This window comes from Micromonospora ureilytica (genome assembly GCF_015751765.1).
Taxonomy (GTDB): Bacteria; Actinomycetota; Actinomycetes; order Mycobacteriales; family Micromonosporaceae; genus Micromonospora; species Micromonospora ureilytica.
Genome location: NZ_JADOTX010000001.1, coordinates 3,979,942 through 4,004,945, shown reverse-complemented (window position 1 = coordinate 4,004,945; position 25,004 = coordinate 3,979,942). Strand labels below are relative to the sequence as shown.

The 25,004-nt window shown below is 72.4% G+C and carries 24 protein-coding genes; 16 read left to right on the top strand and 8 right to left on the bottom strand.

The features are described 5' to 3' along the window. Nucleotides 1-19 precede the first annotated feature (19 nt). Genes IW248_RS18000 through IW248_RS17980 form a run of 5 tightly spaced genes read right to left on the bottom strand, consistent with a single transcriptional unit; the run spans nucleotide 20 to nucleotide 5,030 of the window. Nucleotides 20-2,752: an FtsX-like permease family protein gene (locus tag IW248_RS18000; RefSeq protein ID WP_196927929.1), complete on the bottom strand. Its 2,733-nt coding sequence runs from the start codon at nucleotides 2,750-2,752 to the stop codon at nucleotides 20-22. Nucleotides 2,753-2,793: 41 nt separating this feature from the next. Beyond that, entirely contained in the window at nucleotides 2,794-3,552 is a 759-nt protein-coding gene (locus IW248_RS17995; RefSeq protein WP_196927928.1) for an ABC transporter ATP-binding protein, read from the bottom strand. Then, the gene (locus tag IW248_RS17990) at nucleotides 3,525-4,130 is read right to left on the bottom strand and encodes a PadR family transcriptional regulator (protein ID WP_124816847.1); all 606 of its coding nucleotides are present in this window, start codon (nucleotides 4,128-4,130) and stop codon (nucleotides 3,525-3,527) included. The genes IW248_RS17995 and IW248_RS17990 overlap by 28 nt, the downstream gene beginning before the upstream one ends. Nucleotides 4,131-4,182: 52 nt before the next feature. Beyond that, a complete protein-coding gene (locus IW248_RS17985) occupies nucleotides 4,183-4,620 on the bottom strand; it encodes a ferritin-like domain-containing protein (protein WP_196927927.1) in 438 nt (145 codons plus the stop codon). After that, nucleotides 4,617-5,030, bottom strand: coding sequence for a hypothetical protein (locus IW248_RS17980; protein WP_196930257.1), 414 nt, complete (start codon nucleotides 5,028-5,030; stop codon nucleotides 4,617-4,619). Before IW248_RS17980 ends, IW248_RS17985 begins: the two co-directional genes overlap by 4 nt. Before the next feature lie 271 nt (nucleotides 5,031-5,301). Between IW248_RS17980 and rimP the strand changes: the two genes are divergently transcribed. From rimP to IW248_RS17935, 9 genes are all read left to right on the top strand, one after another. Further along, nucleotides 5,302-5,991, top strand: a complete 690-nt coding sequence (rimP, locus tag IW248_RS17975; RefSeq protein ID WP_196927926.1) for a ribosome maturation factor RimP — start codon at nucleotides 5,302-5,304, stop codon at nucleotides 5,989-5,991. After that, nucleotides 5,988-7,031: a transcription termination factor NusA gene (nusA, locus tag IW248_RS17970; protein WP_196927925.1), complete on the top strand. Its 1,044-nt coding sequence runs from the start codon at nucleotides 5,988-5,990 to the stop codon at nucleotides 7,029-7,031. Before rimP ends, nusA begins: the two co-directional genes overlap by 4 nt. Nucleotides 7,032-7,047: 16 nt before the next feature. Then, nucleotides 7,048-7,380 carry a YlxR family protein gene (locus IW248_RS17965; RefSeq protein WP_196927924.1) on the top strand — a complete coding sequence of 111 codons (333 nt, stop codon included), beginning with the start codon at nucleotides 7,048-7,050 and terminating at the stop codon, nucleotides 7,378-7,380. A gap of 93 nt (nucleotides 7,381-7,473) precedes the next feature. Next, on the top strand, nucleotides 7,474-10,494 hold the full coding sequence (infB, locus tag IW248_RS17960; protein WP_196927923.1) for a translation initiation factor IF-2: 3,021 nt from the start codon (nucleotides 7,474-7,476) through the stop codon (nucleotides 10,492-10,494). A 90-nt stretch (nucleotides 10,495-10,584) separates the two neighbouring features. Next, nucleotides 10,585-10,881, top strand: a complete 297-nt coding sequence (locus IW248_RS17955) for a DUF503 domain-containing protein (protein WP_030489481.1) — start codon at nucleotides 10,585-10,587, stop codon at nucleotides 10,879-10,881. Nucleotides 10,882-11,007: 126 nt separating this feature from the next. Continuing rightward, nucleotides 11,008-11,499, top strand: a complete 492-nt coding sequence (rbfA, locus tag IW248_RS17950) for a 30S ribosome-binding factor RbfA (protein WP_196927922.1) — start codon at nucleotides 11,008-11,010, stop codon at nucleotides 11,497-11,499. Next, on the top strand, nucleotides 11,496-12,545 hold the full coding sequence (locus IW248_RS17945; protein ID WP_196927921.1) for a DHH family phosphoesterase: 1,050 nt from the start codon (nucleotides 11,496-11,498) through the stop codon (nucleotides 12,543-12,545). The genes rbfA and IW248_RS17945 overlap by 4 nt, the downstream gene beginning before the upstream one ends. Nucleotides 12,546-12,648: 103 nt before the next feature. Beyond that, on the top strand, nucleotides 12,649-13,056 hold the full coding sequence (locus IW248_RS17940) for a hypothetical protein (protein WP_196927920.1): 408 nt from the start codon (nucleotides 12,649-12,651) through the stop codon (nucleotides 13,054-13,056). Continuing rightward, on the top strand, nucleotides 13,056-13,265 hold the full coding sequence (locus IW248_RS17935) for a DUF6186 family protein (RefSeq protein WP_196930256.1): 210 nt from the start codon (nucleotides 13,056-13,058) through the stop codon (nucleotides 13,263-13,265). The genes IW248_RS17940 and IW248_RS17935 overlap by 1 nt, the downstream gene beginning before the upstream one ends. A gap of 445 nt (nucleotides 13,266-13,710) precedes the next feature. Here IW248_RS17935 and IW248_RS17930 read toward each other — a convergent pair whose 3' ends face one another. Further along, nucleotides 13,711-14,574 carry a hypothetical protein gene (locus tag IW248_RS17930; protein WP_196927919.1) on the bottom strand — a complete coding sequence of 288 codons (864 nt, stop codon included), beginning with the start codon at nucleotides 14,572-14,574 and terminating at the stop codon, nucleotides 13,711-13,713. Nucleotides 14,575-14,751: 177 nt separating this feature from the next. Between IW248_RS17930 and IW248_RS17925 the strand changes: the two genes are divergently transcribed. Then, nucleotides 14,752-16,080, top strand: a complete 1,329-nt coding sequence (locus IW248_RS17925; protein ID WP_196927918.1) for an MATE family efflux transporter — start codon at nucleotides 14,752-14,754, stop codon at nucleotides 16,078-16,080. Nucleotides 16,081-16,100: 20 nt separating this feature from the next. Here IW248_RS17925 and IW248_RS17920 read toward each other — a convergent pair whose 3' ends face one another. Beyond that, nucleotides 16,101-17,093: a hypothetical protein gene (locus IW248_RS17920; RefSeq protein ID WP_196927917.1), complete on the bottom strand. Its 993-nt coding sequence runs from the start codon at nucleotides 17,091-17,093 to the stop codon at nucleotides 16,101-16,103. A gap of 10 nt (nucleotides 17,094-17,103) precedes the next feature. Continuing rightward, nucleotides 17,104-17,406 (bottom strand): hypothetical protein, encoded by a 303-nt coding sequence (locus IW248_RS17915; protein WP_196927916.1) that lies wholly within the window; start codon nucleotides 17,404-17,406, stop codon nucleotides 17,104-17,106. A gap of 201 nt (nucleotides 17,407-17,607) precedes the next feature. Here IW248_RS17915 and truB point away from each other — a divergent pair, with 201 nt between their 5' ends. The 6 genes from truB to dapB all read left to right on the top strand — a co-directional run bounded on the left by truB (nucleotide 17,608) and on the right by dapB (nucleotide 24,909). Next, nucleotides 17,608-18,492 (top strand): tRNA pseudouridine(55) synthase TruB, encoded by an 885-nt coding sequence (gene truB, locus IW248_RS17910; RefSeq protein WP_307788038.1) that lies wholly within the window; start codon nucleotides 17,608-17,610, stop codon nucleotides 18,490-18,492. A gap of 75 nt (nucleotides 18,493-18,567) precedes the next feature. Beyond that, on the top strand, nucleotides 18,568-19,497 hold the full coding sequence (locus IW248_RS17905) for a bifunctional riboflavin kinase/FAD synthetase (RefSeq protein WP_196927914.1): 930 nt from the start codon (nucleotides 18,568-18,570) through the stop codon (nucleotides 19,495-19,497). Between the two features lie 199 nt (nucleotides 19,498-19,696). Beyond that, nucleotides 19,697-19,966 carry a 30S ribosomal protein S15 gene (gene rpsO, locus IW248_RS17900; RefSeq protein ID WP_030337594.1) on the top strand — a complete coding sequence of 90 codons (270 nt, stop codon included), beginning with the start codon at nucleotides 19,697-19,699 and terminating at the stop codon, nucleotides 19,964-19,966. Nucleotides 19,967-20,193: 227 nt separating this feature from the next. Further along, nucleotides 20,194-22,590 (top strand): polyribonucleotide nucleotidyltransferase, encoded by a 2,397-nt coding sequence (locus IW248_RS17895; protein ID WP_196927913.1) that lies wholly within the window; start codon nucleotides 20,194-20,196, stop codon nucleotides 22,588-22,590. Nucleotides 22,591-22,637: 47 nt separating this feature from the next. Beyond that, entirely contained in the window at nucleotides 22,638-24,035 is a 1,398-nt protein-coding gene (locus IW248_RS17890; RefSeq protein WP_124816816.1) for a M16 family metallopeptidase, read from the top strand. Between the two features lie 106 nt (nucleotides 24,036-24,141). Then, nucleotides 24,142-24,909 (top strand): 4-hydroxy-tetrahydrodipicolinate reductase, encoded by a 768-nt coding sequence (gene dapB, locus IW248_RS17885; RefSeq protein WP_196927912.1) that lies wholly within the window; start codon nucleotides 24,142-24,144, stop codon nucleotides 24,907-24,909. The last annotated feature ends 95 nt before the right edge of the window (nucleotides 24,910-25,004 follow it).

The following is a 25,004-nucleotide window of genomic DNA, read 5'->3' as shown; positions in this document are numbered from 1 at the left end:
CGGTCGCCCGGCAGATCAGTCAGTCCAGCCGCCGTTCGATCGGCAGCCGGGCCCGGGTGAACAGGCCCGCTCCGAGCATCGCCACCACCGGCACCAGCACCAGGACCCCGAGCGCGGGCCACGGCACCAGAAAGGGGTACGGATCGGGGACCGGCCAGTGGCTGGCGTACTGCCGGTTCACCGAGACCAGCACGATCGCGGCGGTGCCGAGGCCGGCCACGATGCCGAGCACCGAACCGAGACCGGCGATGACCCCGGCCTGGCAGATCGCCAGCAGTCGGCGTACCGCTGGGGCCGCGCCGACGGCCGCCAGGGTGGTCAGCTCGGCGCGTCCCTCGGCGGCGGCGAGCGCGGTGGCAACCCCGGCCGCCCCCACCGTGATCAGCCCGGCCGCCGCCGCGAGCAGCAGCAGCAGCGGTGAGACGTCGCGCGGGGGGCCGCCGTACTCCACGTTCAGCGAGAGCGTCCCGAAGGGCCGCAGGGCAGCGGTGAACCGCGCCTGTTGGTCGTCGTCGGGTGGGGTCGTGGTGCCGATCACCCAGCTGGTCGGGGACCAGCTCACGCCGAGTTGCCGGGCCGCGGCGGCGGACAGCAGCAGGCGGGACTGGCCGGTCGCCCGGGGCAGCGCGTACCCCGGAAGGTCGCGGACCGCGGTCGGCCGGTCCGGACCGGCCTCCACCTCGCTGACCCGGACGGTCACCAGGCCGTCGTGCAGGTAGCGCGGGTCGGTCACCACCACGCCGCCGGCGCGCAGCACGGCCGTGGCGGCGGCGGTCGTCGCCGGGTCCACGCCGGTGAGCAGGGGGAGCGCGGTCCCGTCGTCGACCCCGGTCTCCACGTAGTCGCCCGGATAGTCCGTCTCACGGATCTGGCAGCGGGGGTCGGCGCGGGCCTGCTGGCGCTGGGCCGCGGAGAGTTGGACGCCGGGCTGCCAGGGGCAGGCACGTGTCAGTGGGAGCACTGGCGCGATGTCGCAGTAGCCGTTGCTCCCCGCCCCGCAACTCGCCGTCTGCACCGGGGCGACCGCGCCGACCCCGAACTGGGTCCGGGCCGCGTCGGTGATCTGGGCCAGTGTGGGCTGCCCGGTCGAGCCGATCGAGTTGACCAGCACGTGGCCGGTCGGCAGCGCCGGCCGGTAGGCGCGCGCTTCCCGGGCGCCGTCGCTGGCCAGGTATCCGCCGAGGGCGACGCTGCTGGCGACGGCGGCCATCACGGCGCAGATGGCCGGTGCCGCGGCGGCCCGGTTGCGGCTGGCGTCGCGGAGCGCGATCCGTGGTGCCAGCGGCAACACCCGCCCAAGGCGGGCGAGCACCCCGAGCAGCGTGGGCGTGCAGCAGACCAGGCCCAACTCGCCGAGGATCAGCCCGGTGAGGATTACCGCCGGGGAGGTCCGGGTGGCCCCGAACGCCGCCAGCCCCGCCCCGCCGACCACCAGCGCCAGTCCGAGAGCCAACCAGCGGCCCGGGGCTTTCGCCGGGGTGCGTCGCCCGGCGAGCCCGGCGCTGACGTCCTGCCGGGCGGCGGTCCAGGCCGGTGCCAGCGCGGCGAGCACCCCGGCCAGCACCGCGACGCCGCCGAGCAGCACCAGCGCGGTCGGCCAGCAGCGGTAGCCGCCGAAACGGGCGCTGAAGACGTACTGCTCCATCAGCGGGCGACCGGCGAACGCCGCGCCGACGCCGACGAGCAGGCCGGCGGCGGCCCCCAGCACGCCCAGCACCACACCGTCGGCCAGGACGACCCGGCGAAGCTGGGCGGCGTCCCCGCCCGCCACCGCGACCAGCGCCAGATCCCGTCGGCGGCGACGGACGCCGACGGCGAAGGCCGGCCCGACCAGCAGGACGACCTCCAGCAGCCCGAGGCCGGCGATCAGGATGCCGGTGCTCAGGTCGTCGGGGCTGCTCTGCCTGACCGACCCGAACCACGTCCGGTCCGTTGTGGTCGCCGGGCCGACCGGTTGTCGGGCGGCGACCACCACCCCATGGTCGTTGAGTCGGGACACCAGCGCCGCGTCGACGGTGCCCGGCACGTCCGCCAGCCAGACACTGTCCGGCTCCGGACCGGCCGCCGGCGCGGCCCCGGGGTGCAGCGCCACGACCGGCCCGAGGTCGTCGGGGAACTCGACCACCGCCACCACTGTGTACGCCCTGCTCCCGTCGGCGGCGGCCACGGCGTGGCCGAGTCGCAGACCCAGGCGACGCAGCGCCGTCGGACTGACCGCGACCTCGCCGGGTTGCTGCGGCGCCCGGCCGGCCCGAAACCGCACCAGCCCGCGGGCCAGCGGGTCGGTGAGGTCCAGCACCCGAGCGTTCACGACCTCGTCGCGGTGCGGGCCGCGCAGTGTCAGCGGGACGTTCGGACGCACCTCGGTGACCCGGCTGCCCGGCCCGAGCAGTGCGCTCACCTGGGCCGCGGTGACCTTCCCGGGGAGCTCGCCCTCGCGGGTGTACCAGCCCTCACCCCACTCGTCCTGCCCCACCGGGGCGTTGGCGATCCACTGCAGTTGCGCGTCGGCCACGCCGAGCCGGCGGTCGACGCGTTCCTGTGGGGTCAGCTCGGCCATGTCGTAGCTCGCCGCCAGGAAGGCCAGCGCCGCCACCGGCATGGCGATCATCGCGAGCACCAGGATGGTCCGCCGCCGCGAGCGGCCTGACTCACGCCGGGCGATCCGCAGCGCCGCCCGCCAGGAGCCTCTCAGCTCGGCGAACCGCCGTCGGCCGACCGGGGCGGGCGGCGCGACCGGCCGCGGCGTCACGGTGTCGGCCCGACCGGGGGCCCGCGAAGACCTGCGGACTTTCACCGGTCGCTGCCAGACAACAACTGCTCGACACTGCCCAGCGGCGCCGTCGTGTCGACCAGGACGCCGTCGCGGAGGAACACCACCCGGTCGGCCCAGCCGGCGTGCCGTGCCTCGTGGGTGACCAGCACTCCGGCGGCGCCCGCGTCGATCCGGCGGCGCAACAGGTGCAGCACCGCCTCACCGGTCTGGGAGTCCAACGCCCCGGTGGGCTCGTCGGCGAGCACCAGCCGGCGTTCGCCCACCAGCGCTCGGGCGATTGCCACCCGCTGCTGCTGCCCGCCGGAGAGCTGGTCCGGGAAGCGGTCACCCAACGCGGGCAGGCCCACCTCGGTGAGCGCGGCCATGGCCAGTGCGCGGGCCCGACGTCCGCTGGTCCCGTCGAGTTCCAACGGGAGCGCCACGTTCTCCAGTGCGCTCAGACTGCCCAGCAGGTTGAGTTGCTGGAAGATGTAGCCGATCCGGCGGCGGCGCAGCTGGGCCAGCCCGCGGCGGTCCAGTGCCCCCAGCGGTTGTCCCTCGACCCGAACCTCACCGCCGGTCGGGCGATCCAAGCCGCCGGCGAGAGCCAGCAGTGTCGATTTACCGGAGCCGGACGGCCCCATCACGGCGACCAACTCGCCCGGCCGGACGACCAGGCTGACACCGCGCAGCGCGTGCACCGACGCCGGCCCGACGCCGTGGGTGCGGTGGACGGCGCGTAGCTCCAGCACCGCGTCGTCCGACCCGCTCACCGTCGTGCCTCCTCGCCGGCCCATCGAGCCGCGTCCCGCGCGTCGGCGTCACCCGGTCGGGGCGGCGGGGGAGGCGCCGGGCCGCTGGGCCGGTGCCGCACCAGACTGGTCTCGCAGTGGTCCAGCCAGCGCACCTCGGCCTCGGCCTGGAACACCATCGAGTCCAGCACGAGGCGCCAGGGGAGGTCCTCCGGCCGTTCGCTGCCGTACTTCAACCGGGTCAGCTCCTGCAGGGCCCGCATGGTCGCGCTGCGCTGGGCCTGCACCACCGACCGGACGTCGACCCCGGGGGTGGTCAGCGCCAGCGCCAACTTGATCGCCAGCTCGTCGCGGGGTCGGTCGGTACGGCTGATCGGGGTGGCGAACCACAGCGCCAGGTCCGCCCGGCCGGCGTCGGTGATCTCGTACGGGCGCTGCCCGGCCTCGCTCTCCGGCAGCGGGCGCACCAGACCGTCCCGTTCCAGCCGGGACAGCGTGGTGTAGACCTGCCCGATGTTCAGCGGCCAGGTCGAGCCGGTCGACTCCTCGAACGCGGCGCGCAGCTGGTAGCCGTACATCTGACCGCGTTCGAGCAGGGCGAGCAACCCGTGACGGATGGACATGGCAACGGAGTATGCATACCTGGTATGCGTACCGCAACCGGAGCGGGCCGGTTCAGGTCGGCCGACCGGGAAACGGGACGGTCAGCGGGGTCACGCCGGCCGTCTTCCGCCACCGGGTGGCCCGCACGGCGTACTCGACCAGGGCGGCCAGCGCCTGGTCCCGGTCGGCGCCGGTGGTGGACGCCAGGGCGGCCCGCCAGTGCGCGGCAGTGCGCTCCTCCACCTCGGCGGCGAGCCGCAGGGCACTCGCCCGGTCGGTGACCGGGAACGGCAGCGTGTACCCGGCGCGGTCGGGCGGGACGACGCCGCCGGCCGTGGTGAGCTGCACCACCAGCGCGTCGCGCCGGCGTCGGTGTGCGGCCTCCGCCTGGCGTGCCGCGTCCCGTGCCGCTCCGCCGAGCCGGACGCCGATCCGTCCGTAGGCGTAGATGGCCGCGTACTCGGCGGACAGGGCGGAGGCGAGCGCCTCCCCGGCGGACGGCTGCCTCACTTCAGTGCCTCCTGGTGGGTGGCCCGGGCGGCGACGATCGACCCGAGCAGCGCCGCCCGTTCCGCGGGCGCCGCGGCGCAGGCGGCGGTGGCGGACTGCTGGGCGGTCTTCTCCAACGCCCGTAGGGCGGCGCGCGCCCCGTTCGGATCGGCCGCCGGGGCGCTGGTCGGGGCAGCGGAAGCCGCCGACGGCACTGTCACGCCGATCACCCGGGCCAACTCGGTGGCGTGCGTGGTGTGCGTCTCGGCGATCGGGTTGAGCCGGTCGGCGAGTTCGGGATGCGCGATCGCGCTCGCCCGGTACGCGGCGGCAAGCGCGAGCGACTCGTCCACCATCGGCCGCAGCGGGTCGGGCGGCGGTGGGGTTGGTTGATCGTCGCGGTCGAAAAGATCACAGCCGGTCAGCGGCATCACGGCGCCACCGAGCACCAGCAGCGCCCCGGCACTCAGGAGCTTTCGCCGGCTATGTCCGGATGCTTGGTCGCGCTGCGTCGTTCTGCCGTTCCCCACCGGCCAAGTCAACACCATGCGCGCCGGTCCGGGGGTCACCGGCGTCGGTGCGCCGCCCGGTCCACCGCCGGGCAGGCGCGTTACGCTCTGCGCAACCACCGGCGTGTCTACTCCGGTGGCGTGCCGGCATGGCGGGACGACCCGCGCCGTCGACCAGGGAGAGGGTGCGGAGATGACGCAGCGTGGCCGTGCCACCAGGCCGACGGGTCGACCCCGCGACGCCGCGGGTCCCCGCGGCGGTGACCTTGCCGCGCGGCGAGCCCGACTGCGGGCCGTGATCGAGCCGGTGGTCAACGACGCCGGCTACGACCTGGAGGACCTGTCGGTTTCCCGGGCCGGCCGCCGACACGTGGTGCGCGTGATGGTGGACACCGACGGCGGGATCGACCTGGACGCCGTGGCGGACGTATCCCGCGCGGTCTCGGCCGCGCTCGACGCCGCGGAGGAGGCCGGTGGCGACATCGTCGCCGGCGAGTACCAGCTGGAGGTCAGCTCGCCCGGCGTCGACCGGCCGCTCACCCTGCCCCGCCACTGGCGGCGCAACGTGGGCCGACTGGTCAAGGTCACCGTCCGGGGCGCGGCCGCGCTGCCGGGCCAGCGTGGCGAGCAGCCCGCCGGTGACCGTCAGTTGACCGGTCGGGTGGTCGCGGCCGACGACGAGGGCGTGCACCTGGAGACCGACGACGGCCGTGCCGCCTGGGCGTACGCCCAGCTGGGCCCCGGCCGCGTGCAGGTCGAGTTCACCCGGCTCGCCGAGCTCGGTGAGCCGGACGACGAGTTCGACGACGCGGATGACTCCGACGAGATCGACGATTCAGACGACATCGACGACGAAGATGATGTGGAGGACGAGGAGAGGTGAACATCGACCTCGCGGCGCTGCGCGCACTCGAGCGCGAGCGGGAGATCCCGTTCGACACGATTCTCGCGGCGATCGAGACCGCGTTGCTGACCGCCTACCGGCACACCGACGGAGCCGAACCGCACGCCCGGGTGGAGATCGACCGAAGGTCGGGCGCCGCCCTGGTGTACGCGCAGGAGATGGACGCCGACGGCAGCCTGGTGCGGGAGTGGGACGACACCCCGCACGACTTCGGCCGGATCGCCGCCATGACCGCCAAGCAGGTGATCCTCCAGCGGTTGCGGGAGGCCACCGACGAGGTGCACTTCGGTGAGTACGTGGGCCGCGAGGGTGACCTGGTCACCGGCGTGGTGCAGGCGCACGAGACGCGTACCGAGAAGGGCATCGTCAGCGTCGACCTGGGCAAGCTGGAGGGCGTGCTGCCGCAGTCCGAGCAGGTGCCCGGTGAGCGGTACGCGCACGGCGAGCGGGTCCGCTGTGTGGTGGTGCACGTGGCCAAGGGCATGCGCGGGCCGCAGATCACCCTGTCCCGGTCGCACCCGGCTCTGGTCAAGAAGCTGTTCGCCCTGGAGGTGCCGGAGATCGCCGACGGCACCGTGGAGATCGGCGCGATCGCCCGTGAGGCGGGCCATCGTACGAAGATCGCTGTCCGCTCCACCACCCCCGGGGTGAACGCCAAGGGCGCCTGCATCGGCCCGATGGGTCAGCGGGTGCGTGCCGTGATGAGCGAGCTGCACGGTGAGAAGATCGACATCATCGACTGGTCGGACGACCCGGCCACCTTCGTCGGCAACGCGTTGTCGCCGGCCAAGGCGTTGCGGGTCGAGGTGGTCGATCTGGCCAACCGGGCTGCTCGGGTGACCGTTCCCGACTTCCAGTTGTCGCTTGCGATCGGTCGGGAGGGGCAGAATGCCCGACTCGCGGCCCGTTTGACCGGTTGGCGGATCGACATTCGGTCCGATGCGGAGCAGACCGCACCGGCCGCGCGGGGGGCGGCTGATCACGTGCGGGAGCCGGGCGGCGCGATCTCGGGCAGCTAGGGGTAGACTTCCTCCAGTGGTACGACGCACTCAACCGGAGCGCACCTGTGTGGGTTGCCGGAAACGTGCGCCGGCCAGCGAATTGCTGCGGATCGTCGCGGTCAGGGACGAGGCTGGTCACAGCCTCCGGCCTGATCCGCTCCGCAGGCTGCCGGGTCGGGGAGCGAACATGCACCCGGATCCGGCCTGCTTCGCGCTGGCGGTGCGGCGCCGCGCCTTCGGGCGTGCGCTGCGCAACACCGAGGTCCTCGACCACGGTGTGCTGGCGGAGCACGTCGATGCGCCAACCACTACGTCCGGTCAGCCCGACCGGGCGAGGGTCGCTAGCAGGGTAGGACGACCGACATGAGCACACGATGAAGTCCCTGAAATGACCAGGCTTCAAGTGCACGAGTGAGGTCGCTGCGGGTGCTGCCCGCACGACCTCGGAGTGAGGAGTGCAGTGGCAGGCAAGGCCCGCGTACACGAGCTTGCAAAAGAGCTCGGGGTCGAGAGTAAGACCGTTCTCGCCAAGCTGAAGGAAATGGGCGAGTTCGTGAAGTCCGCGTCCAGCACCGTCGAGGCGCCCGTCGCCCGACGGCTGCGTAACGCATTCGTCGCGTCCGCCGGAGCTCCGGCTCCGGCCGCCCCGTCGGCGCCCGCGTCGACGCAGGCTTCGACACCGACCCCGACGACGTCCCCGACCCCGGGCGCGCCCCGGGTCTCGGCCAGGCCGATGCCGCCTCGGCGGCCGGCCGCGCCGGCTCCCGGCCCGAAGCCGAAGGGTCCGGTGCCTGGTGCGCCGCAGCCCGCGGCTCCGGTCGCCAAGCCGGCGAGTGCGCACGACATCGAGGTGGCGGCCGCGGAGGCGCGTGCCGCCGCGTTGAAGGCTGAGCAGGAGGCCGCGGTCAAGGCCGCACAGGCCGCCCGCCAGCAGCAGCGGGACAACCCCGTTCGCCGGGAGCCCCCGGCAGACGGCGGCAACCGCCCCGGCCCTCGGCCGGGTCCGGCCGCGATGCCCCCTCGTCCCGGTTCACCGGCAGCTCGTCCGAGCACGCCGGCTCCGGGTCCGGGTGCGCGACCTGGTGGTCGCCCGCCGGCGCGTGGCGCCGGTAACAACCCGTTCGGCATCCAGGGTGGCCAGCAGCAGCGGCCGCCGGCCGCGGGTGCGGGTGGCCCCCGTCCCAACAGCCCGTCGGGCATGCCGCCGCGGCCGAGCCCGAACTCCATGCCGCCGCGGCCCAGCCCGGCGTCCATGCCGAGTCAGCGTCCGGCTGCCGGTCGTCCCGGTCCCGGTGGCGCTGGTCGCCCCGGTGGCGGTGGCGCTGGTCGTCCCGGTGGCGGTGGCGGTGGTTTCCGTGGCGGTCCCGGCGGTGGCGCCGGCGGCGGTGGCGGGTACCGAGGCGGCCCTGGTGGCGGCGCGGGTGCCGGCGGTGGCGGTGGCTACCGTGGCGGTCCCGGCGGCGGTGGCGGTGCTCCCGGTGGCGGTTTCCGTCCGGGTGCTCCGTCCGGTGGCGGCGGTCGCCCGGGTGCGGGTGGTCGTGGCCGTGGCGGCGGCGCCGCGGGTGCCTTCGGGCGTCCGGGTGGTCGGCCGACGCGCGGTCGCAAGTCCAAGAAGCAGCGCAGACAGGAGTTCGACAACCTGTCGGCTCCGACCATGAGCTCGGGTGCTCCCCGGGGTCAGGGTCAGATCGTCAGGCTCTCCCGTGGCGCCTCGCTGTCCGACTTCGCGGACAAGATCAACGCCAACCCGGGTTCGCTGGTCCAGGAGATGTTCAACCTGGGCGAGATGGTCACCGCGACCCAGTCCTGTTCTGACGACACCTTGCACCTGCTGGGTGAGCACCTGGGCTTCGACATCCAGATCGTCAGCCCGGAGGACGAGGACCGCGAGCTGCTCGCGCAGTTCAACATCGACCTCGACGCGGAGGTGGCCGAGGAGCGTCTGGTCAGCCGTGCGCCGGTGGTGACCGTCATGGGTCACGTCGACCACGGTAAGACCAAGCTGCTCGACGCGATCCGCAAGGCGAACGTCGTGGCCGGTGAGGCGGGTGGCATCACCCAGCACATCGGTGCCTACCAGGTCCACGTCCCGCACGAGGGCGAGGACCGGGCGGTCACCTTCATCGACACCCCGGGTCACGAGGCGTTCACCGCCATGCGTGCTCGTGGTGCCCAGGTCACGGACATCGTGATCCTGGTCGTCGCGGCCGACGACGGTGTGATGCCGCAGACCATCGAGGCGTTGAACCACGCCAAGGCGGCCGACGTGCCGATCGTGGTCGCGGTCAACAAGGTCGACAAGCCGGACGCCAACCCGGACAAGGTCCGCCAGCAGCTGACCGAGTACGGCCTGGTCGCCGAGGAGTACGGCGGCGAGACCATGTTCGTCAACGTGGCAGCCAAGCCGGGCATCGGCATCGAGGAGCTCCTCGAGGCTGTCCTGCTGACCGCCGACGCGTCGCTGGAGCTGACCGCTCCGATCGACGGGCCGGCGCAGGGTGTGGCCATTGAGGCACACCTGGACAAGGGTCGCGGTGCGGTGGCGACGGTGCTGGTGCAGAAGGGCACCCTGCGGGCGGGCGACTCGATCGTCGCCGGTGGAGCGCACGGCCGGGTTCGGGCCATGCTCGACGAGAACGGCAACCAGCTCACCGAGGCTGGGCCGGCCCGTCCGGTCATGGTGCTGGGTCTGACCGCGCCGCCCGGCGCGGGCGACACCTTCCTCGCCGCGGCGGACGACCGCACGGTGCGGCAGATCGCCGAGCAGCGGCAGGCACGGCGGCGGGCGGCGTCCTTCGCCAACTCCCGTGGTCGGGCCACCCTCGAGACGCTCATGGAGCAGCTCAAGGAGGGCGAGAAGACCTCGCTCAACCTCATCCTCAAGGGCGATGTCTCCGGTTCGGTGGAGGCCCTGGAGGACGCGCTGTTCAACCTCGACATCCCCGAGGAGGTCCAGCTCAAGGTCCTCGACCGGGGCGTCGGCGCGATCACCGAGAGCAACGTCATGCTCGCGAGCGCCTCGTCCGAGCCGGTCACGATCATCGGCTTCAACGTGCGGGCCTCGAACAAGGTCCGTGAGATGGCCGACCGCGAGGGCGTGGAGATCCGGTACTACACCGTCATCTACCAGGCCATCGAGGAGATCGAGGCAGCGCTCAAGGGCCTGCTCAAGCCGGAGTACGAGGAGGCCGAGCTGGGCACCGCGGAGATCCGCGATGTCTTCCGCTCGTCCAAGATCGGCAACATCTCCGGTTGCATCGTCCGGTCGGGTGTCCTTCGGCGCAACGCCAAGGCTCGCCTGCTGCGAGACGGGGCGGTCGTGGCGGACAACCTCACGATCAGCTCGTTGAAGCGGTTCAAGGACGACGCCACCGAGGTCCGCGAGGGCTTCGAGTGTGGTCTGACCCTGGGTGGTTACAACAACGTCCAGGTCGGCGACATCATCGAGACCTTCGAGATGCGGGAGAAGGTTCGCGCCTGATCCGGCAGTGACACGCTGATCAAGGGGTTTACGCCGACCGGCGTAAACCCCTTGATCATGCAGGGCGGGTTGGCGGTATCGTCCGGGGCGATGTTCACCGGAACCGCGGTCTTCGACCTGCTGCTGCCGGGCGACTCCCGGTCGCTCAAAGCCAAGAGATCATATGTACGGCCGATCGTGGCGGCGCTGCGCCGCTTCGAGGTGTCGGCCGCCGAGGTGGGTGCGCTCGACCTGCATGGTCGAGCGCAGCTCGCGGTGGCCGTGGTGGCCGCCGAGACGGCGCACGTCCGCGAGGTGCTCGACTCCTGTGAGCGCCTGGTGGCCGGTCGCCCCGAGGTCGAGTTGCTGTCGGTCCGGCGCCGGCTCTACGGCGTGGACGACGACTGACCATGGTGCCGGCCGCGCCGGGCAACCGGGGCGGCCGCGAAGGTAATGTTCGAGATGTTGGCCGGTCGGCCGGCGGCCTCCGGGCCGTCGGGTCGACCGGGAGCAGGACGCCGTGGAGGTGGCGAAATGTCTGATCCGGCCAAGGTACGCCGGCACGCGGAACGGGTGCGTGAGCTGGTCGCGTCGGTGGTGCGGAGCCAGATCAAGGACCCGCGGCTCGGGATGATCACCATCACCGACGCCCGGATTACCGCTGACCTGCGTGACGCGACGGTCTTCTACACGGTGCTCGGTGACTCGGTGGCCCAGGCGGACACCGCGGCGGCGCTGGAGAGCGCCAAGGGGCTGCTGCGCAGCACGGTCGGCAAGGCGCTCGGGCTGCGCCACTCGCCGACCCTCACGTTCGTCCTCGACGACGTGCAGGACCAGGTCAAGCACATCGACGACCTGCTCGCCGCCGCGCGCAACGCCGACGCCGAGGTGCAACGGCTCGCCGCCCAGGCGAAGTACGCGGGCGAGGCCCAGCCGTACCGGGTGGATGACGAGGATGACGAGACGGACGAGGCCGACGAGGCCACCGACGTCAAGGACACCCCGCGGGGTGGGGAAACGCGGTGACCAGCACCGCCAGCGCCCCGCTCACCGGGGCATCCGGGCTCGGTCCCGCCGAGGCGGCGTGGGCCGCGGCCGAGGCGTTGGTGCGGGCTCTCCCGTCGACGGGCCGGGTGCTGCTGATCTGCCACATCAACCCGGACGGCGACGCGCTGGGCAGCATGCTGGGCTTTGGTCTGGGCCTGCGGCAGTTCGGCGTACGCGACGTGCAGGCGACCTTCCCCGGGCCACCGGAGGTGCCGGAGCCGTTCCGTGGGCTCCCCGGGCTGGATCTGCTGGTTCCGGCGGACGCCGCCGACCCGGCGCCCGATCTGGTGATCTGTTTCGACGCGGCGAGCGAGTCGCGCCTCGGCGAGTTGGCCGGGCGGTTGTCGTCGGCGGGTGCGGCGCTGGTGCTCGACCACCATGCCTCCAACCCTGGCTTCGGCACTGTCAACCTGGTCGACCCGGGTGCGGCGGCCACGTCGGTCGTGGCCGAGCAGTTGCTGGCCCGCCTCGGGGTGGTGGTGGATCCGGCCATCGCCGAGTGCCTCTACGTGGCGCTGACGACGGATACTGGCTCGTTCCGGTTCGAGGCGACGACTCCGGCGGTGCATCAGATGGCCGCCCGGTTGCTGGCGACCGGCATCTCGCCCGGTGACATCTCCCGGCGGGTCTTCGACACCCGGCCCTTCGGCGCGGTCCGCCTCTTCGGTGAGGTGCTCGGCCGGGCCCGGCTCGAGCCGGCCGCCGCCGGTGGGCGGGGGCTGGTCTGGACCTTCGCCACGCTGGACGACCTGGCCCGGCACGACCAGCGGCCGTACGTGCTGGAGGCGCTGATCGACTCGGTGCGCTGTACCGCCGAGGCGGATGTGGCCTGTGTGGTGAAGCAGACCAGGCCCGCCGAGTGGGCGGTGTCGATGCGCAGCAAGGGCGCGGTGGACGTCAGTCGGGTCGCGGTCGCGCTGGGCGGTGGTGGTCACACGTTCGCGGCCGGGTTCACCGGTCGGGGCACCGCCGAGCAGGTGGTCGAGTCGATCCGCGGTCAGCTGGACGCGGCGCTGATCGGCTGACGCCTTCCTACGGCTGCCGTGGCTCGCGCGCTCCGGAAGATCAGGGTCAGCTCCGGGGAGTGTTGGTCTTCCGGCGCTCCGTGATAGCGGGAAGAATCGCGGGATGGAGCAGCCGCACGACCTCACCGTGGAGGCCCCCCGCGCCTGGGACCGGCCCGCCGTCTCCGTTCCCGTCCTCGTCTGCCTGTCGCTCGTCGGTGGCCGGTTCGCGTCCTTCTCCACGGAGGCGAATCTTTTCACCCTCGGCACCGGTGGGGTGCTGATCTGGCTCGGTCTGAGCAACCGGGTGCCCCGCCGGCCGGCGCCGCGCCGGCTGGGCGCGGGGGCGGCCTGGTGGGCGGTGCCGGTGGTGGTCTTCGGGGTCTTCGAGGGCGTGACCTTCGTGCTGGCTGTCGGCGACGACTTCCCCACCTTCTCCCGGCTGGCCGACCCTCTCCTGGAGGATCACCTGACCCGGTCGGCGGTCTGGTTCGCCTGGCTGGCCGCTTTCTGGGGGTTGGTGCGGCGATGATGCGAGCACTCGCGATCGGTGGGTTCGTCACCGCGCTGGTCCTCTTCGCGGTGGTCGAGTGGATGGCCCGGCGGGAGGGTTCCCGGATCCCCACCCTGGGCGAGGTCTGCGCCTACGTGATGCGCTACGAGGTCGGCTCGGTGCCGGTGGGCCGGATCGGTCTGTTCGGGTTCTGGTGGTGGCTGGGCTGGCACTTCCTGGCCCGCTGAACCGGGTTGTCGACTGTCCAGATGGCGGGAACCGTAAGCAGTATGTGGACCTGAACGATAACTTGGGAGAAGGCCGGTGCCGCCTGGCGGTGCAGGTCATGGGCGGTGGTGCCACACCCCGTGCCGCCTCCCTCCAGGGTCGGATCGACCCGGGCTCACGCTGCCCAGTCGGCTGCTCCGGTAACCCCGGACCGCCGTGGGGCGCTCAGCACGACCGCCCGTGAGGGCCGCCGCGTGTCGGCGGCTCGCGCCCTGGGAAGAGGAGCGCCACCATGCCGAACAAGCCCAAGCCCGAGACCACCACCGACGACGCCCGCGAGCAGGCTCGCCGCGCGCTGCAGACGTCGATGGACACCCGGCAGTGATCCGACCCGTCCGGTGGTGACGCCGCCGACGCGCCGCGCCGACGGCGTCACCGTCCGGCCACCAGTGGGAGTCGAGTCGTTCAGGACAGGAACTTGTCCAGGGCCGCCTCGATGGTGCCGGAGTCCGGCGCCGCGTACGCCCTCATCGTGGTCTTGTCGTATGAGATGAAACTCGGGCACCTGTTCGTCGGGGCGGTCACGGTGCCGCCGTCGCCGATCTTCTCGGCGGTCCTGGCCGCGTAGAGGGTCAGGGTGTAGCGCGACGAGACGTAGTCGACGGTGACCTGCTTCTCGTCCTTGTCCTTGTACTGACACTTCTTCGGGGCGCCCTGGCTGCCCTCGTCGAACCTCAGGCAGCCGACCACCGACACCTTCTGATAGTCCGAGCCCTTGGCGTAGTAGGACTTGTCCGAGGGGACGTACTTCGACGACCAGTAGGTCGGCCGGTCGGGGTTGTTCGAGAACGTGTACGCCTTGGCACCGGCCGGGCCGCTGTAGGGCGCCGCGTTCAGGATCGGGCTGCCTTCGCAGACGTTCGACAGGTCGCTGGAGTACCGGGCGGTCATCGAGTTGTTGTTGTCGTTCGGTGGGTCCGCCTGCCCGGGCGGGGGGGCGGTCCCCGGGCCCGGCGTGCTGCCGGTGCCCAGCGTGGGGGTGGAGGACGTGCCCCGCGCGGGCTCGTCGTCATCGTAGGCGAGCAGGATGCCGATTCCGGCGCCGCAGATGGCGAGTATGACGACCACCGCGCCAGCGACAATCCCGATGATCAGGCCCTTGTTCGAACTGTTCGGCGCCGGCGGGAGTGGTGTGCCGTAGTGCGGCGGGGGAGGTGGCTGTCCGTACGGCGGGTAGCCGCCCTGCTGCGGTGGGGCCGGTGGGCCGCTCCAGGGGGTGACGTTCGGGTCGGGCTGCTGCTCTCCGTACGGAGGGTAACTGTCGCTCAATGTAATTAGGCCTATCGCTGTCGTGGTGCCCCCGCGTGGGAGCCTCGGACAGGGTAGTGAGCGCCGCAAACCGGGATGCCGGCGACAGGGAGTGCGCGCCGAGCCGGTCGGCAGGTGGGCTCGTAAGTCATCAGCGGCCTTGTGCTCCTTACCGCGCTCGTGTCAGGATCGGCGGCGATGAGCCAGACCTCCGCCACCGCCGCCACCCGATCCGCCTCGCCGCGCCGGATAGCCGCGCTCGCCCTGCCGGCCCTCGTGGTGCTCGCCGCCGAACCGCTCTACGTGCTTGTCGACACCGCAGTGGTCGGTCACCTCGGCCGGGTGCCGCTCGCCGCGCTCGCCGTCGGTGGCACGGTCATGACGCTCACCGCCTGGGTGGGCACCGTGGTCGCCTACGGCACCACCGGGCGCGCGGCCCGCCGCTTCGGAGCGGGCGACCGGGCAGCCGCGGTCGCCGAGGGCGTCCAGTCGTCCTGGCTGGCGTTCGGCGTCGGTCTGCTGATCGCGATCGGCATGCAGGTCGGCGGCGGCGCGCTCGCGCGTACCCTCGCGGGTGGCGGTGGCGAGGTGGCCGACGCCGCCGCGCAGTGGTTGCGGATCGCGGCCCTCGGCGCTCCTGGCCTGCTGCTCGCCGCCGCCGGCAACGGCTGGCTGCGCGGTGTGCAGGACACTCGCCGCCCGTTGTTCTTCGTGCTCGGCCCCAACCTGCTCTCCGCGTTGCTCTGCCCGCTGCTGGTCTACCCCGGCGGGCTGGGCCTGGTCGGCTCGGCGGTGGCGAACGTCGTCGCGCAGACGCTGTGCGGGGTGCTCTTCGCCGCCGCCCTGGTCGGCGAGCGGGTGTCGCTGCGGCCCCGGCCCCGCGTGATCCGCCAGCAACTGGTGCTCAGCCGGGACCTGCTGATCCGTGGGCTGGCGTTCCAGGCCAGCTTCCTGTCCGCGACCGCCGTCGCCGCCCGCTTCGGCGCCGCCGCCGTCGGCGCCCACCAGATCGCCCTGCAACTCTGGTTCTTCACCGCGCTGGTGCTCGACGCCTTGGCCATCGCCGCACAGTCCCTGGTCGGTGCCGCGCTCGGCGCCGGCGACGACGCGGGTGCACGGGCGCTCGCCCGCCGGGTCGGGCTGCTCGGCGGCGTCTGCGGCGTGGGCTTCGCGCTGCTCATCGCCGCCGGCGCCGGCGTCGTGCCGTCGTGGTTCAGCTCCGATCCGGGGGTACGCGAACAGGCCATGGTGGCCTGGCCGTGGTTCGTCGTCATGCTGCCCCTGGCCGGGGTGGTGTTCGCCCTCGACGGCGTGCTGATCGGCGCCGGCGACGTGCGTTACCTGCGCAACCTCACCATCGTGGCGGCGCTCGGCGGCTTCCTGCCGGCCATCTGGCTGGCGTACGCGCTCGATCTCGGGCTGGGCGGCATCTGGGCCGGGCTCACCCTGTTCGTGGTGATCCGGCTGGTCGCCCTGCTGCTGCGGCTGCGTGACGGCGGCTGGGCGGTGACCGGGGCCGTCCGCTGACCGCCCGCCGGGCCCGCCGGTCAGCAGCGCATGGTGGTCGGCGCGGGCGCGCCAAGGTCGAAGATGGTGCCCGGGTCACCCGCGGGTATCCGCTTCCCGTGCAGGTCGGCCAACCAGTACTGCTCGCGGACCCAGCCGTCGCGCAGTTGAGCGCAGTCCGCGTTCCAGGTGATGGCCTCCGCTGAACCGAGCCACAGGCCCTTCGAGGATGCCTGCACGTCGTCCGAGTGCGGCACCTGCCAGACCACGCGGTCGCGAAGTGCCACCACGCTGGCGCCGGCGGGCGCACGCAGGTCCACGTCGAACGGGTACGCCCACACGAACTCGGTGGACACCTCCAGCACCCGGATGCCGTTCTCCTCGGTGGCCCGGTAACTGACCCGGCCGTCGGCGCGGGTGCCAGGCTCCCACTCCGACGGCGACGCCATTCGGGTCGCGTACCGAAGGAAGGTGTTGCTGGTGAAGTCCGGCCGGAGCCGCTCGCGGGCGTCCGGGGCGAGCAGCGCCAGGAACGGCTCGGGATCGCCCATGAACATCGAGGTGTCGAGCCGGCTCTTGATCAACGCCTTGCGCACCGACTCCAGCGCGGTCCGCACCTGGGCCGTGGTGAACGGCCCGGTGGCCTTGGCCGCCGGCATGCGCACGGCCTGCTCACCCGGCGCGAAGGCGGCCGCCGGCGACCCGGCGAACAGGTCCCGTGGCTCGCCGACCCTGCTCACCGGCAGGCTCGGGCTTGGCGTGGGGCTCGCCGAGGGGGACGCCTGGATGCCGTCGGCGACCCGACCGACCAACACCACCCCGCCGACGACCATCAGCAGGGTCAGCGCCAGGCCGAAGCCGAGCAGCAGGGCCCCGTTGTGCCGGGCCGAGAAGAAGCGGACCCGGTCCCATCCGGTGGGCTGGTGCTCGGTCTGCGGTGCCCGCAGCCAGTCCGGTAGCTGCACCGGGTTGACCTCCGCTACCGCAACGGGCGGCGGTGGCGGGTCGACCGGCTCCGGCGACGTGTGTTCCATGTTCTCTCCGTCAGTAGTCGCCGCTGGTGGCCAGCGCGAGCAGGTAGTAGGTGCCGGTCACCAACGCGGTCCCGAGGGCGGCGGCCACGACGAACGACAGCACGGCGACGAGGTGCGGATGCGACTCGCTCCATCTGCGCCGGCCGCGCCAGTGCCACACCGCCCGACGGGCGGCCCGAAGCGCCGGCCAACCCTCGATCAGGTCGTCGACATAGCGTGCCGGCGTCCGCCGCTGCGGCGTCGGATGCCGCATCCAATCCGGAAGGTCGACCCGAGCGCGGTGCTCGTGGCCCGGCGGTCGGTCGGTGGTCATCGGCGGTCCTGATCTCAAGGTGGTGGCATCGGGCGGATGATCTTCGCATCCGGGGAGGTCGTCCGGCTGCCCCGCCTGACAAACCGCCGGACGGACACTTCGTCCCGGCAAACCGGCTCAGCCCTCGGTGCGGGAGGCTGGGGTCACGCCGGGCGTGCCCACGCAGTGCGGGGTGGTGGCCATCTGGCAGGCTTGGCCGACGTGAGCACCGATGGTCTGATCGTGGTCGACAAGCCCGGCGGCATGACGTCGCACGACGTGGTGGCGCGGATCCGCCGACTGGCGAAGACCCGACGGGTCGGGCACGGCGGCACCCTCGACCCGATGGCGACCGGCGTGCTGGTGATCGGTGTCGGCCGAGCCACCCGGCTGCTGACCTACGTGATCGGCGCCGGCAAGAGTTACGCCGGCACCATCCGGCTCGGCCAGACCACTGTCACCGACGACGCCGAGGGCGACGTGACCGCCACCGCGCCGGCCGGCCAGGTGACCGACGACGCGATCCGGTCGGCGCTGGCCGGGCTGAGCGGCGAGGTCGACCAGGTGCCGAGCGCGGTCAGCGCCATCAAGATCGACGGACAGCGGGCGTACAAGCGGGTCCGTGACGGGGAGAGCGTCGAGCTGCCGGCGCGGCGGGTCACCATCTCCCGGTTGGCGGTGTTGGCGATCCGCCGCACCGAGCCGGACGTGGTGGACGTGGACGTGGACGTGACCTGCTCCTCCGGCACGTACATTCGGGCCATCGCCCGGGATGCCGGCCTGGCGCTCGGCGTCGGCGGGCACCTCACGGCGCTGCGGCGCACGGCGGTGGGTGGCTTCACCCTCGCCGAGGCGGCGACCCTCGACGAGTTGGAGCAGCGCGCCCCGGACGTGGTGAACCTGCCACTGGACGCGGCGGCGGACCGGTTCTTCGCACGTCGGGAGGCCACGCCCGACGAGGCCCGGGTGCTCGCCCACGGCGGGCCACTGGACCCGGCCGGCCTCACCGGGCCGTACGCCGTCTTCGGGCCGGCCGGCGGTCTGATCGCTATCGTCAGCGAGCGGGACGGGCGGGCTCGGGCGGAGATCGTGCTCGCCCCGGCCTGACGGCGGGGGCAGGTCCGCCGGCCCGCAGCCGGCGGTGTCTACCCGCCGATCGGCGGGACAGCAGAGAGGAACGGCATGCAGCGGTGGCGGGGCTACGACGCGGCGCCCGGCGGATGGGGACGCTCGGTGGTCACCATCGGCGTCTTCGACGGCGTGCACAAGGGGCACCAGGCGACGATCGGGCACACCGTGGCCCGGGCCCGCGAGTTGGGTGTGCAGTCGGTGGTGGTCACCTTCGACCCGCACCCGGCCGAGGTGGTCCGCCCCGGTTCGCACCCGGCGGTGCTCACCGAGCCGGCCCGGAAGGCCGAGCTGATCGAGGCGCTCGGCGTGGACGTGCTCTGCGTGGTGCCGTTCACCCCTGAGTTCTCCCGGCTGCCGGCCGAACAGTTCGTGCACGACATCCTGGTCGAGCACCTGCACGCGGCGCTGGTGGTGGTCGGCAACAACTTCCGCTTCGGGCACCGGGCCGCCGGCGACGTGGCGTTGCTGGAACGGCTGGGTCAGACGTTTGGCTTCGGTGTGGAGGGCAACCCGCTGGTCGCCGAGGCCGGCACCGTCTTCTCCTCCACGTACATCCGTTCCTGCGTCGACGCGGGCGACGTGGGCGCGGCGGCCGCCGCGCTGGGCCGCCCACACCGGGTGGAGGGCGTCGTGGTCCGCGGCGACCAGCGGGGCCGGGAGCTGGGCTTCCCCACCGCCAACCTGCTCTGCCACCGGTACGCGGCGGTGCCCGCCGACGGGGTGTACGCGGCCCGGCTGATCCGTCGCGGCCAGCACGAGCCGCTGCTGGCGGCGGTGTCCGTGGGCACCAACCCGACCTTCTCCGGCCGGGAGCGGCGGGTGGAGGCGTACGCGCTGGACTTCAGCGGCGACCTGTACGGCGAGCGGCTGGCCCTGGACTTCGTGGCGCACCTGCGCGGTCAGATCCGGTACGACTCGATCGAGCCGTTGATCGCCCAGATGAATCAGGACGTCGAGCGCACCCGGCGCGTTCTGGCCTGATCGTCGGGGAGTGGCGGGCCGCCACCGAGGCCCTTCGCCGGGTGTTACCGGTGAGTGCTGGTAGTCTTGCCGGGACGTCGGGTGACCGGCGTGGGGCCTCGCGTGCCTGCTCGACGCCGCGGGTGCGAGGTACCGGTCCGTTCCCGGTCCATCGGGACGACGGACACCCACTTGATCAACCCATCGAAACAGGGAGAACATGGCGCTCGATCAGGAAGCCAAGGCCAGCATCCGCGCGGAGTACGCGACCGCCGAGGGCGACACCGGTTCGCCGGAGGTCCAGGTCGCGGTCCTCACCAAGCGGATCGCCGAGCTGACCGAGCACCTGAAGGTGCACAAGCACGACCACCACAGCCGCCGTGGGCTGCTGCTGCTGGTCGGCCGGCGCCGTCGGTTGCTCAACTACGTCCAGAAGAAGGACATTGCCCGCTACCGGTCGCTCATCGAGCGGCTCGGTCTGCGCCGGTGACGTGACGGGGGAGTGGCCGGACGGCCGCTCCCCCGTACCGCGTCCCACCTGAAGAAACACGGGCCGCGCGACCACCCGAGAGGGAGCCGGTCAGCGTACCGGTCTCCGGTAGTGGCCCCCGGGAACCCCGGCATCATGCCGGCCACCCGGGCGCTTCGATCGAAGACCGGCCGTCTGAGCAGCTCCCCGATGTCGTGGGCCCACGACGCGAAGGAGCACGACAGCACATGACCGAGACCAAACTCGGCACCGAATCCCGCACCGCCGTGATCGACAACGGGTCCTTCGGCACCCGCGAGATCACCTTCTCCACCGGTCGGCTGGCTCGCCAGGCCGCCGGTTCCGTCATCGCCCAGCTGGGCGAGACGGTCGTTCTCTCCGCCACGACCGCCGGTAAGCACCCGAAGGAGCAGTTCGACTTCTTCCCGCTGACCGTCGACGTCGAGGAGCGGATGTACGCCGCGGGCCGCATCCCCGGCTCGTTCTTCCGCCGCGAGGGTCGGCCCAGCGAGGACGCGATCCTCACCTGCCGGCTGATCGACCGGCCGCTGCGCCCGTCCTTCGTCAAGGGCCTGCGCAACGAGGTCCAGGTCGTCGAGACCATCCTCGCGCTCGACCCGCAGCACCCGTACGACGTCGTGGCGATCAACGCCGCCTCGATGTCGACCAAGCTCTCCGGCCTGCCGTTCTCCGGCCCGATCGGTGCGACCCGCGTCGCCCACATCGACGGCCAGTGGGTCGCCTTCCCGACCCTGGAGGAGCTGGCTCGCGCCACCTTCGACATGGTCGTGGCCGGCCGCACGCTCGAAGACGGCGACGTCGCGATCATGATGGTCGAGGCCGAGGCCACCCCGAACGCCGTCGCCCTCATCTCGGCCGGCGCCACCGCCCCGACCGAGGAGGTCGTCGCCAGCGGCCTGGAGGCCGCCAAGCCGGCGATCCGTGAGCTGTGCCGCGCGCAGAGCGAGCTGGCCGAGGTCGCCGCCAAGCCGGTCACCGAGTTCCCGGTCTTCCTGGACTACCAGGACGACGTGTACGACGCCGTCTCCGAGCTGGCCCGCGGTGAGGTCGCCGAGGCGATCACCATCGCCGGCAAGGCCGACCGCGAGGAGGCCCTGGACCGGGTCAAGGCCCGGGTCGCCGAGGAGTTGGGCGCTCGGTTCGAGGGTCGGGAGAAGGAGCTCAGCGCTGCCTTCCGGTCGCTGACCAAGTCCGAGGTGCGCAACCGCGTGCTGCGCGAGCAGGTCCGTATGGACGGGCGTGGCCCGCGGGACATCCGGGCGCTGACCGCCGAGGTCGGCGTGCTTCCCCGGGTGCACGGTTCGGCGCTGTTCGAGCGGGGCGAGACCCAGATCCTGGGCGTCACCACGCTGAACATGCTCCGCATGGAGCAGATGGTGGACACGCTGTCCCCCGAGAACCGCAAGCGCTACATGCACAACTACAACTTCCCGCCGTACTCGACCGGTGAGACCGGCCGGGTCGGCTCGCCGAAGCGTCGCGAGATCGGCCACGGCGCTCTCGCCGAGCGTGCGCTGATCCCGGTGCTGCCGTCGCGCGAGGAGTTCCCGTACGCCATCCGGCAGGTGTCGGAGGCGCTCGGCTCCAACGGCTCCACCTCGATGGGTTCGGTCTGCGCCTCGACGCTGGGCCTGCTCTCCGCGGGTGTCCCGCTGAAGGCGCCGGTCGCCGGCATCGCGATGGGGCTCATCTCCGACGAGGTGGACGGCAAGACCCAGTACGTGACGCTTACCGACATCCTCGGTGCCGAGGACGCGTTCGGTGACATGGACTTCAAGGTCGCCGGCACCCCGGAGTTCGTCACCGCGCTCCAGCTCGACACCAAGCTCAACGGCATCCCGTCGGACGTGCTTGCCGCCGCGCTCCAGCAGGCGAACGAGGCCCGGCAGATCATCCTCGGCGTCATGAAGGCGGCGATCGAGGCTCCGGCCGAGATGTCGGACTACGCGCCGCGAGTCACCACCGTCAAGATCCCGGTGGACAAGATCGGCATGGTGATCGGCCCGAAGGGGCAGACCATCAACGCGATCCAGGACGAGACCGGCGCCGAGATCTCCATCGAGGACGACGGCACGATCTACGTCGGCGCCACCAATGGGCCGTCGGCCCAGGCGGCCGTCGACCGGATCAACGGGATCGCCAACCCGACGCTGCCGAAGCAGGGCGAGCGGTTCCTCGGCACTGTCGTCAAGACCGCCGCGTTCGGCGCGTTCATCTCGCTCCTGCCGGGTCGTGACGGCCTGCTGCACATCTCCAAGGTGGGCGACGGCAAGCGGGTCGAGCGCGTCGAGGACTTCCTCAACGTCGGTGACCGGGTCGAGGTCGAGATCGCGGACATCGACGCCCGCGGCAAGATCTACCTGGACAAGGTCCGCCCGGAGGGCACCGAGGCTCCGGCCGCCGGTGAGGCCGCCTCTGGTGACCGGCCGGCTGGTCGGGACCGGGGCGACCGGGCTCCGCGTGACCGTGGCGACCGTGAGCGTGGCGGCGACCGTGGCGGGCGTGGCCCGGAGCGCGGCGGCGAGGGCGGCAACGGCAACGGTGGCGGCGGCGAGGGTGGCGAGGGCGGCGAGCGTCCGCGCCGCCGGACCCGGCACAGCTGATCGTCGTACCACGCATCACCCACCCCTCGTCGAACCGGGAGCAAGACGTGAGTCGGGCCATCAGCGCGCCGTTTCCACCGGATCGACGGGGGGTGGCCCCGTCGCGGGACACCGGGGCGGGCCGCTCCGGCGGCACCGCCCGCGCGGTGACCCGGACACTCAGCGACGACCCGCTGGGCGGCACGGTACGACGTACCGTGCTGCCCAGCGGCCTGCGCGTCCTCACCGAGGCGATTCCGGCGATGCGCAGCGTCTCGTTCGGCATCTGGGTGGCGGTCGGCTCGCGTGACGAGACCGGGCCGCAGGCAGGTGCCGCGCACTTCCTCGAGCACCTGCTCTTCAAGGGCACCCACAAGCGCACCGCACTGGAAATCTCCTCGCAGATCGAGGCGGTGGGCGGTGAGACCAACGCCTTCACCACGAAGGAATACACCTGCTACTACGCCCGCGTGCTGGACGAGGACCTGCCGCTGGCGATCGACGTGATGTGCGACCTGGTCGCCGACTCGCTGTTGGAGCCGGCCGACGTCGAGACCGAGCGTGGCGTGATCCTGGAGGAGATCGCCATGCACGACGACGAGCCGGGTGACGAGGTGCACGACCTCTTCGTCCAGGCCGTCTACGGCGATCACCCGCTCGGTCGGCTGATCTCCGGCACCGCGGAGACCGTCACCCCCATGACCCGGCGGCAGATCCAGAGCTTCTACCGGGGCCGCTACACAGCGCCGCAGATCGTCATCGCCGCCGCCGGCAACCTCGACCACGCCGCGGTGGTCAAGATGGTCCGTCAGGCCGTGCGTGGCACCCCGCTGGACAGCGACCCGGCCAGCCCGGCGCCGCACCGCGCGGCGACCCCTGCGGTACGCACCAAACCGGCGACCACAGTGGTGGAGCCGAAGGAGACCGAGCAGGCGCACGTCATCATCGGCTGCCCCGGCATCGACCGGCTCGATGATCGGCGGTTCGCCCTCGGGGTGCTCAACAACGTGCTCGGCGGCGGCATGTCCAGCCGCCTGTTCCAGGAGATCCGCGAGCAGCGCGGCCTCGCGTACTCGGTCTACTCCTACGCCAGCCAGTACGCCGACAGCGGCCTGTTCGCCGTCTACGCCGGCTGCGCGCCGGGCAAGGTGGACGAGGTGCTGGCCCTGACCCGCGCCGAGCTGGCCCGGGTGGCCGCCGACGGGTTGACCGAGGCCGAGGTGGCCCGGGGCAAGGGGATGAGCAAGGGCTCCTTCGTGCTCGGCCTGGAGGACACCGGTTCCCGGATGAGCCGGCTGGCCAAGGGTGAGCTGCTCTACGGCGACCTGATGCCGGTCGACGAGTTGCTCCGTCGGGTCGACGAGGTCACCGTGGAGGACGTGAACGTCCTCGCCGCCGAGGTGCTCAGCCGCCCGATGTCGCTGGCCGTGGTGGGCCCGTTCGGCGCTGGAGACTTCGCGGTCTGAGGTCTGCCGCCCGGCCGGTCGAGGCGTCCCGGTCGGGCGTACCGGCCGGTGGAGCACACTGGATCCGGCCGGAAGGGCCCGTCCCGATTGGGATAGGTTGTGCCCCGTGACTGACGAGCAGGGAAAGACCCCGGCCCAGCAGCTGCGGGTCGGCGTGTTTGGTGCGCGCGGCCGGATGGGCATCGAGGTCTGCAAGGCGGTCGACGCCGCCGACGATCTCGCCCTGACCGCAGCGATCGACCAGGGCGACGACCGCTCCGCCGTCTCCGCTGCCGAGGTGGTCGTCGACTTCACCACGCCGGACGTCGTCATGGACAACCTCCAGTGGTGCATCGAGCAGGGCATCAGCGCGGTGGTCGGCACGACCGGCTTCACCGAGCAGCGGCTGGAGCAGGTGCGCGACTGGCTGACCGACCGGCCCGGGGTGGGCGTGGTCATCGCCCCGAACTTCGGCATCGGCGCGGTGCTGATGATGCAGTTCGCCGCGCGCGCCGCCCGGCACTTCGAGTCCGTCGAGATCATCGAGCAGCACCACCCGCGCAAGCTGGACGCCCCGAGCGGCACCGCCACCCACACCGCCCGACAGATCGCCCGGGCCCGCGCCGAGGCCGGTCTCGGCCCGGTGCCGGACGCCACCAAGGACGAGGTGCCGGGTGCGCGCGGCGCCGAGATCGACGGGGTACGCGTCCACGCGGTGCGCGCCACCGGCCTGGTCGCCCACCAGGAGGTGCTGTTCGGTGGCACCGGCGAGACGCTGACGATCCGGCACGACTCGTACGACCGGGTGTCGTTCATGCCGGGTGTGCTGCTGGCCGTCCGCGCGGTGCGTGACCGCCCCGGCCTCACCGTCGGCCTGGACGCCCTGCTCGACTGACCGACCCGGTCCTTCCGCGTGGCGGCACCGTAGATCTTGGACAGTTTCCGTTCGCGCTGACGGAAACTGTCCAAGATCTACGGGCGCGGCCCGGG

Bases quoted from the DNA above. Each gene is read 5' to 3' on its own strand.
- IW248_RS17995 (WP_196927928.1), bottom strand. From the start codon at position 3,552: ATGGGCCGGCGAGGAGGCACGACGGTGAGCGGGTCGGACGACGCGGTG.
- IW248_RS17990 (WP_124816847.1), bottom strand. From the start codon at position 4,130: ATGTCCATCCGTCACGGGTTGCTCGCCCTGCTCGAACGCGGTCAGATG.
- IW248_RS17980 (WP_196930257.1), bottom strand. From the start codon at position 5,030: ATGCCGCTGACCGGCTGTGATCTTTTCGACCGCGACGATCAACCAACC.
- rimP (WP_196927926.1), top strand. From the start codon at position 5,302: ATGACGCAGCGTGGCCGTGCCACCAGGCCGACGGGTCGACCCCGCGAC.
- IW248_RS17955 (WP_030489481.1), top strand. From the start codon at position 10,585: ATGTTCACCGGAACCGCGGTCTTCGACCTGCTGCTGCCGGGCGACTCC.
- rbfA (WP_196927922.1), top strand. From the start codon at position 11,008: ATGTCTGATCCGGCCAAGGTACGCCGGCACGCGGAACGGGTGCGTGAG.
- IW248_RS17940 (WP_196927920.1), top strand. From the start codon at position 12,649: ATGGAGCAGCCGCACGACCTCACCGTGGAGGCCCCCCGCGCCTGGGAC.
- IW248_RS17935 (WP_196930256.1), top strand. From the start codon at position 13,056: ATGCGAGCACTCGCGATCGGTGGGTTCGTCACCGCGCTGGTCCTCTTC.
- IW248_RS17925 (WP_196927918.1), top strand. From the start codon at position 14,752: ATGAGCCAGACCTCCGCCACCGCCGCCACCCGATCCGCCTCGCCGCGC.
- IW248_RS17920 (WP_196927917.1), bottom strand. From the start codon at position 17,093: ATGGAACACACGTCGCCGGAGCCGGTCGACCCGCCACCGCCGCCCGTT.
- IW248_RS17915 (WP_196927916.1), bottom strand. From the start codon at position 17,406: ATGACCACCGACCGACCGCCGGGCCACGAGCACCGCGCTCGGGTCGAC.
- IW248_RS17905 (WP_196927914.1), top strand. From the start codon at position 18,568: ATGCAGCGGTGGCGGGGCTACGACGCGGCGCCCGGCGGATGGGGACGC.
- rpsO (WP_030337594.1), top strand. From the start codon at position 19,697: ATGGCGCTCGATCAGGAAGCCAAGGCCAGCATCCGCGCGGAGTACGCG.
- IW248_RS17895 (WP_196927913.1), top strand. From the start codon at position 20,194: ATGACCGAGACCAAACTCGGCACCGAATCCCGCACCGCCGTGATCGAC.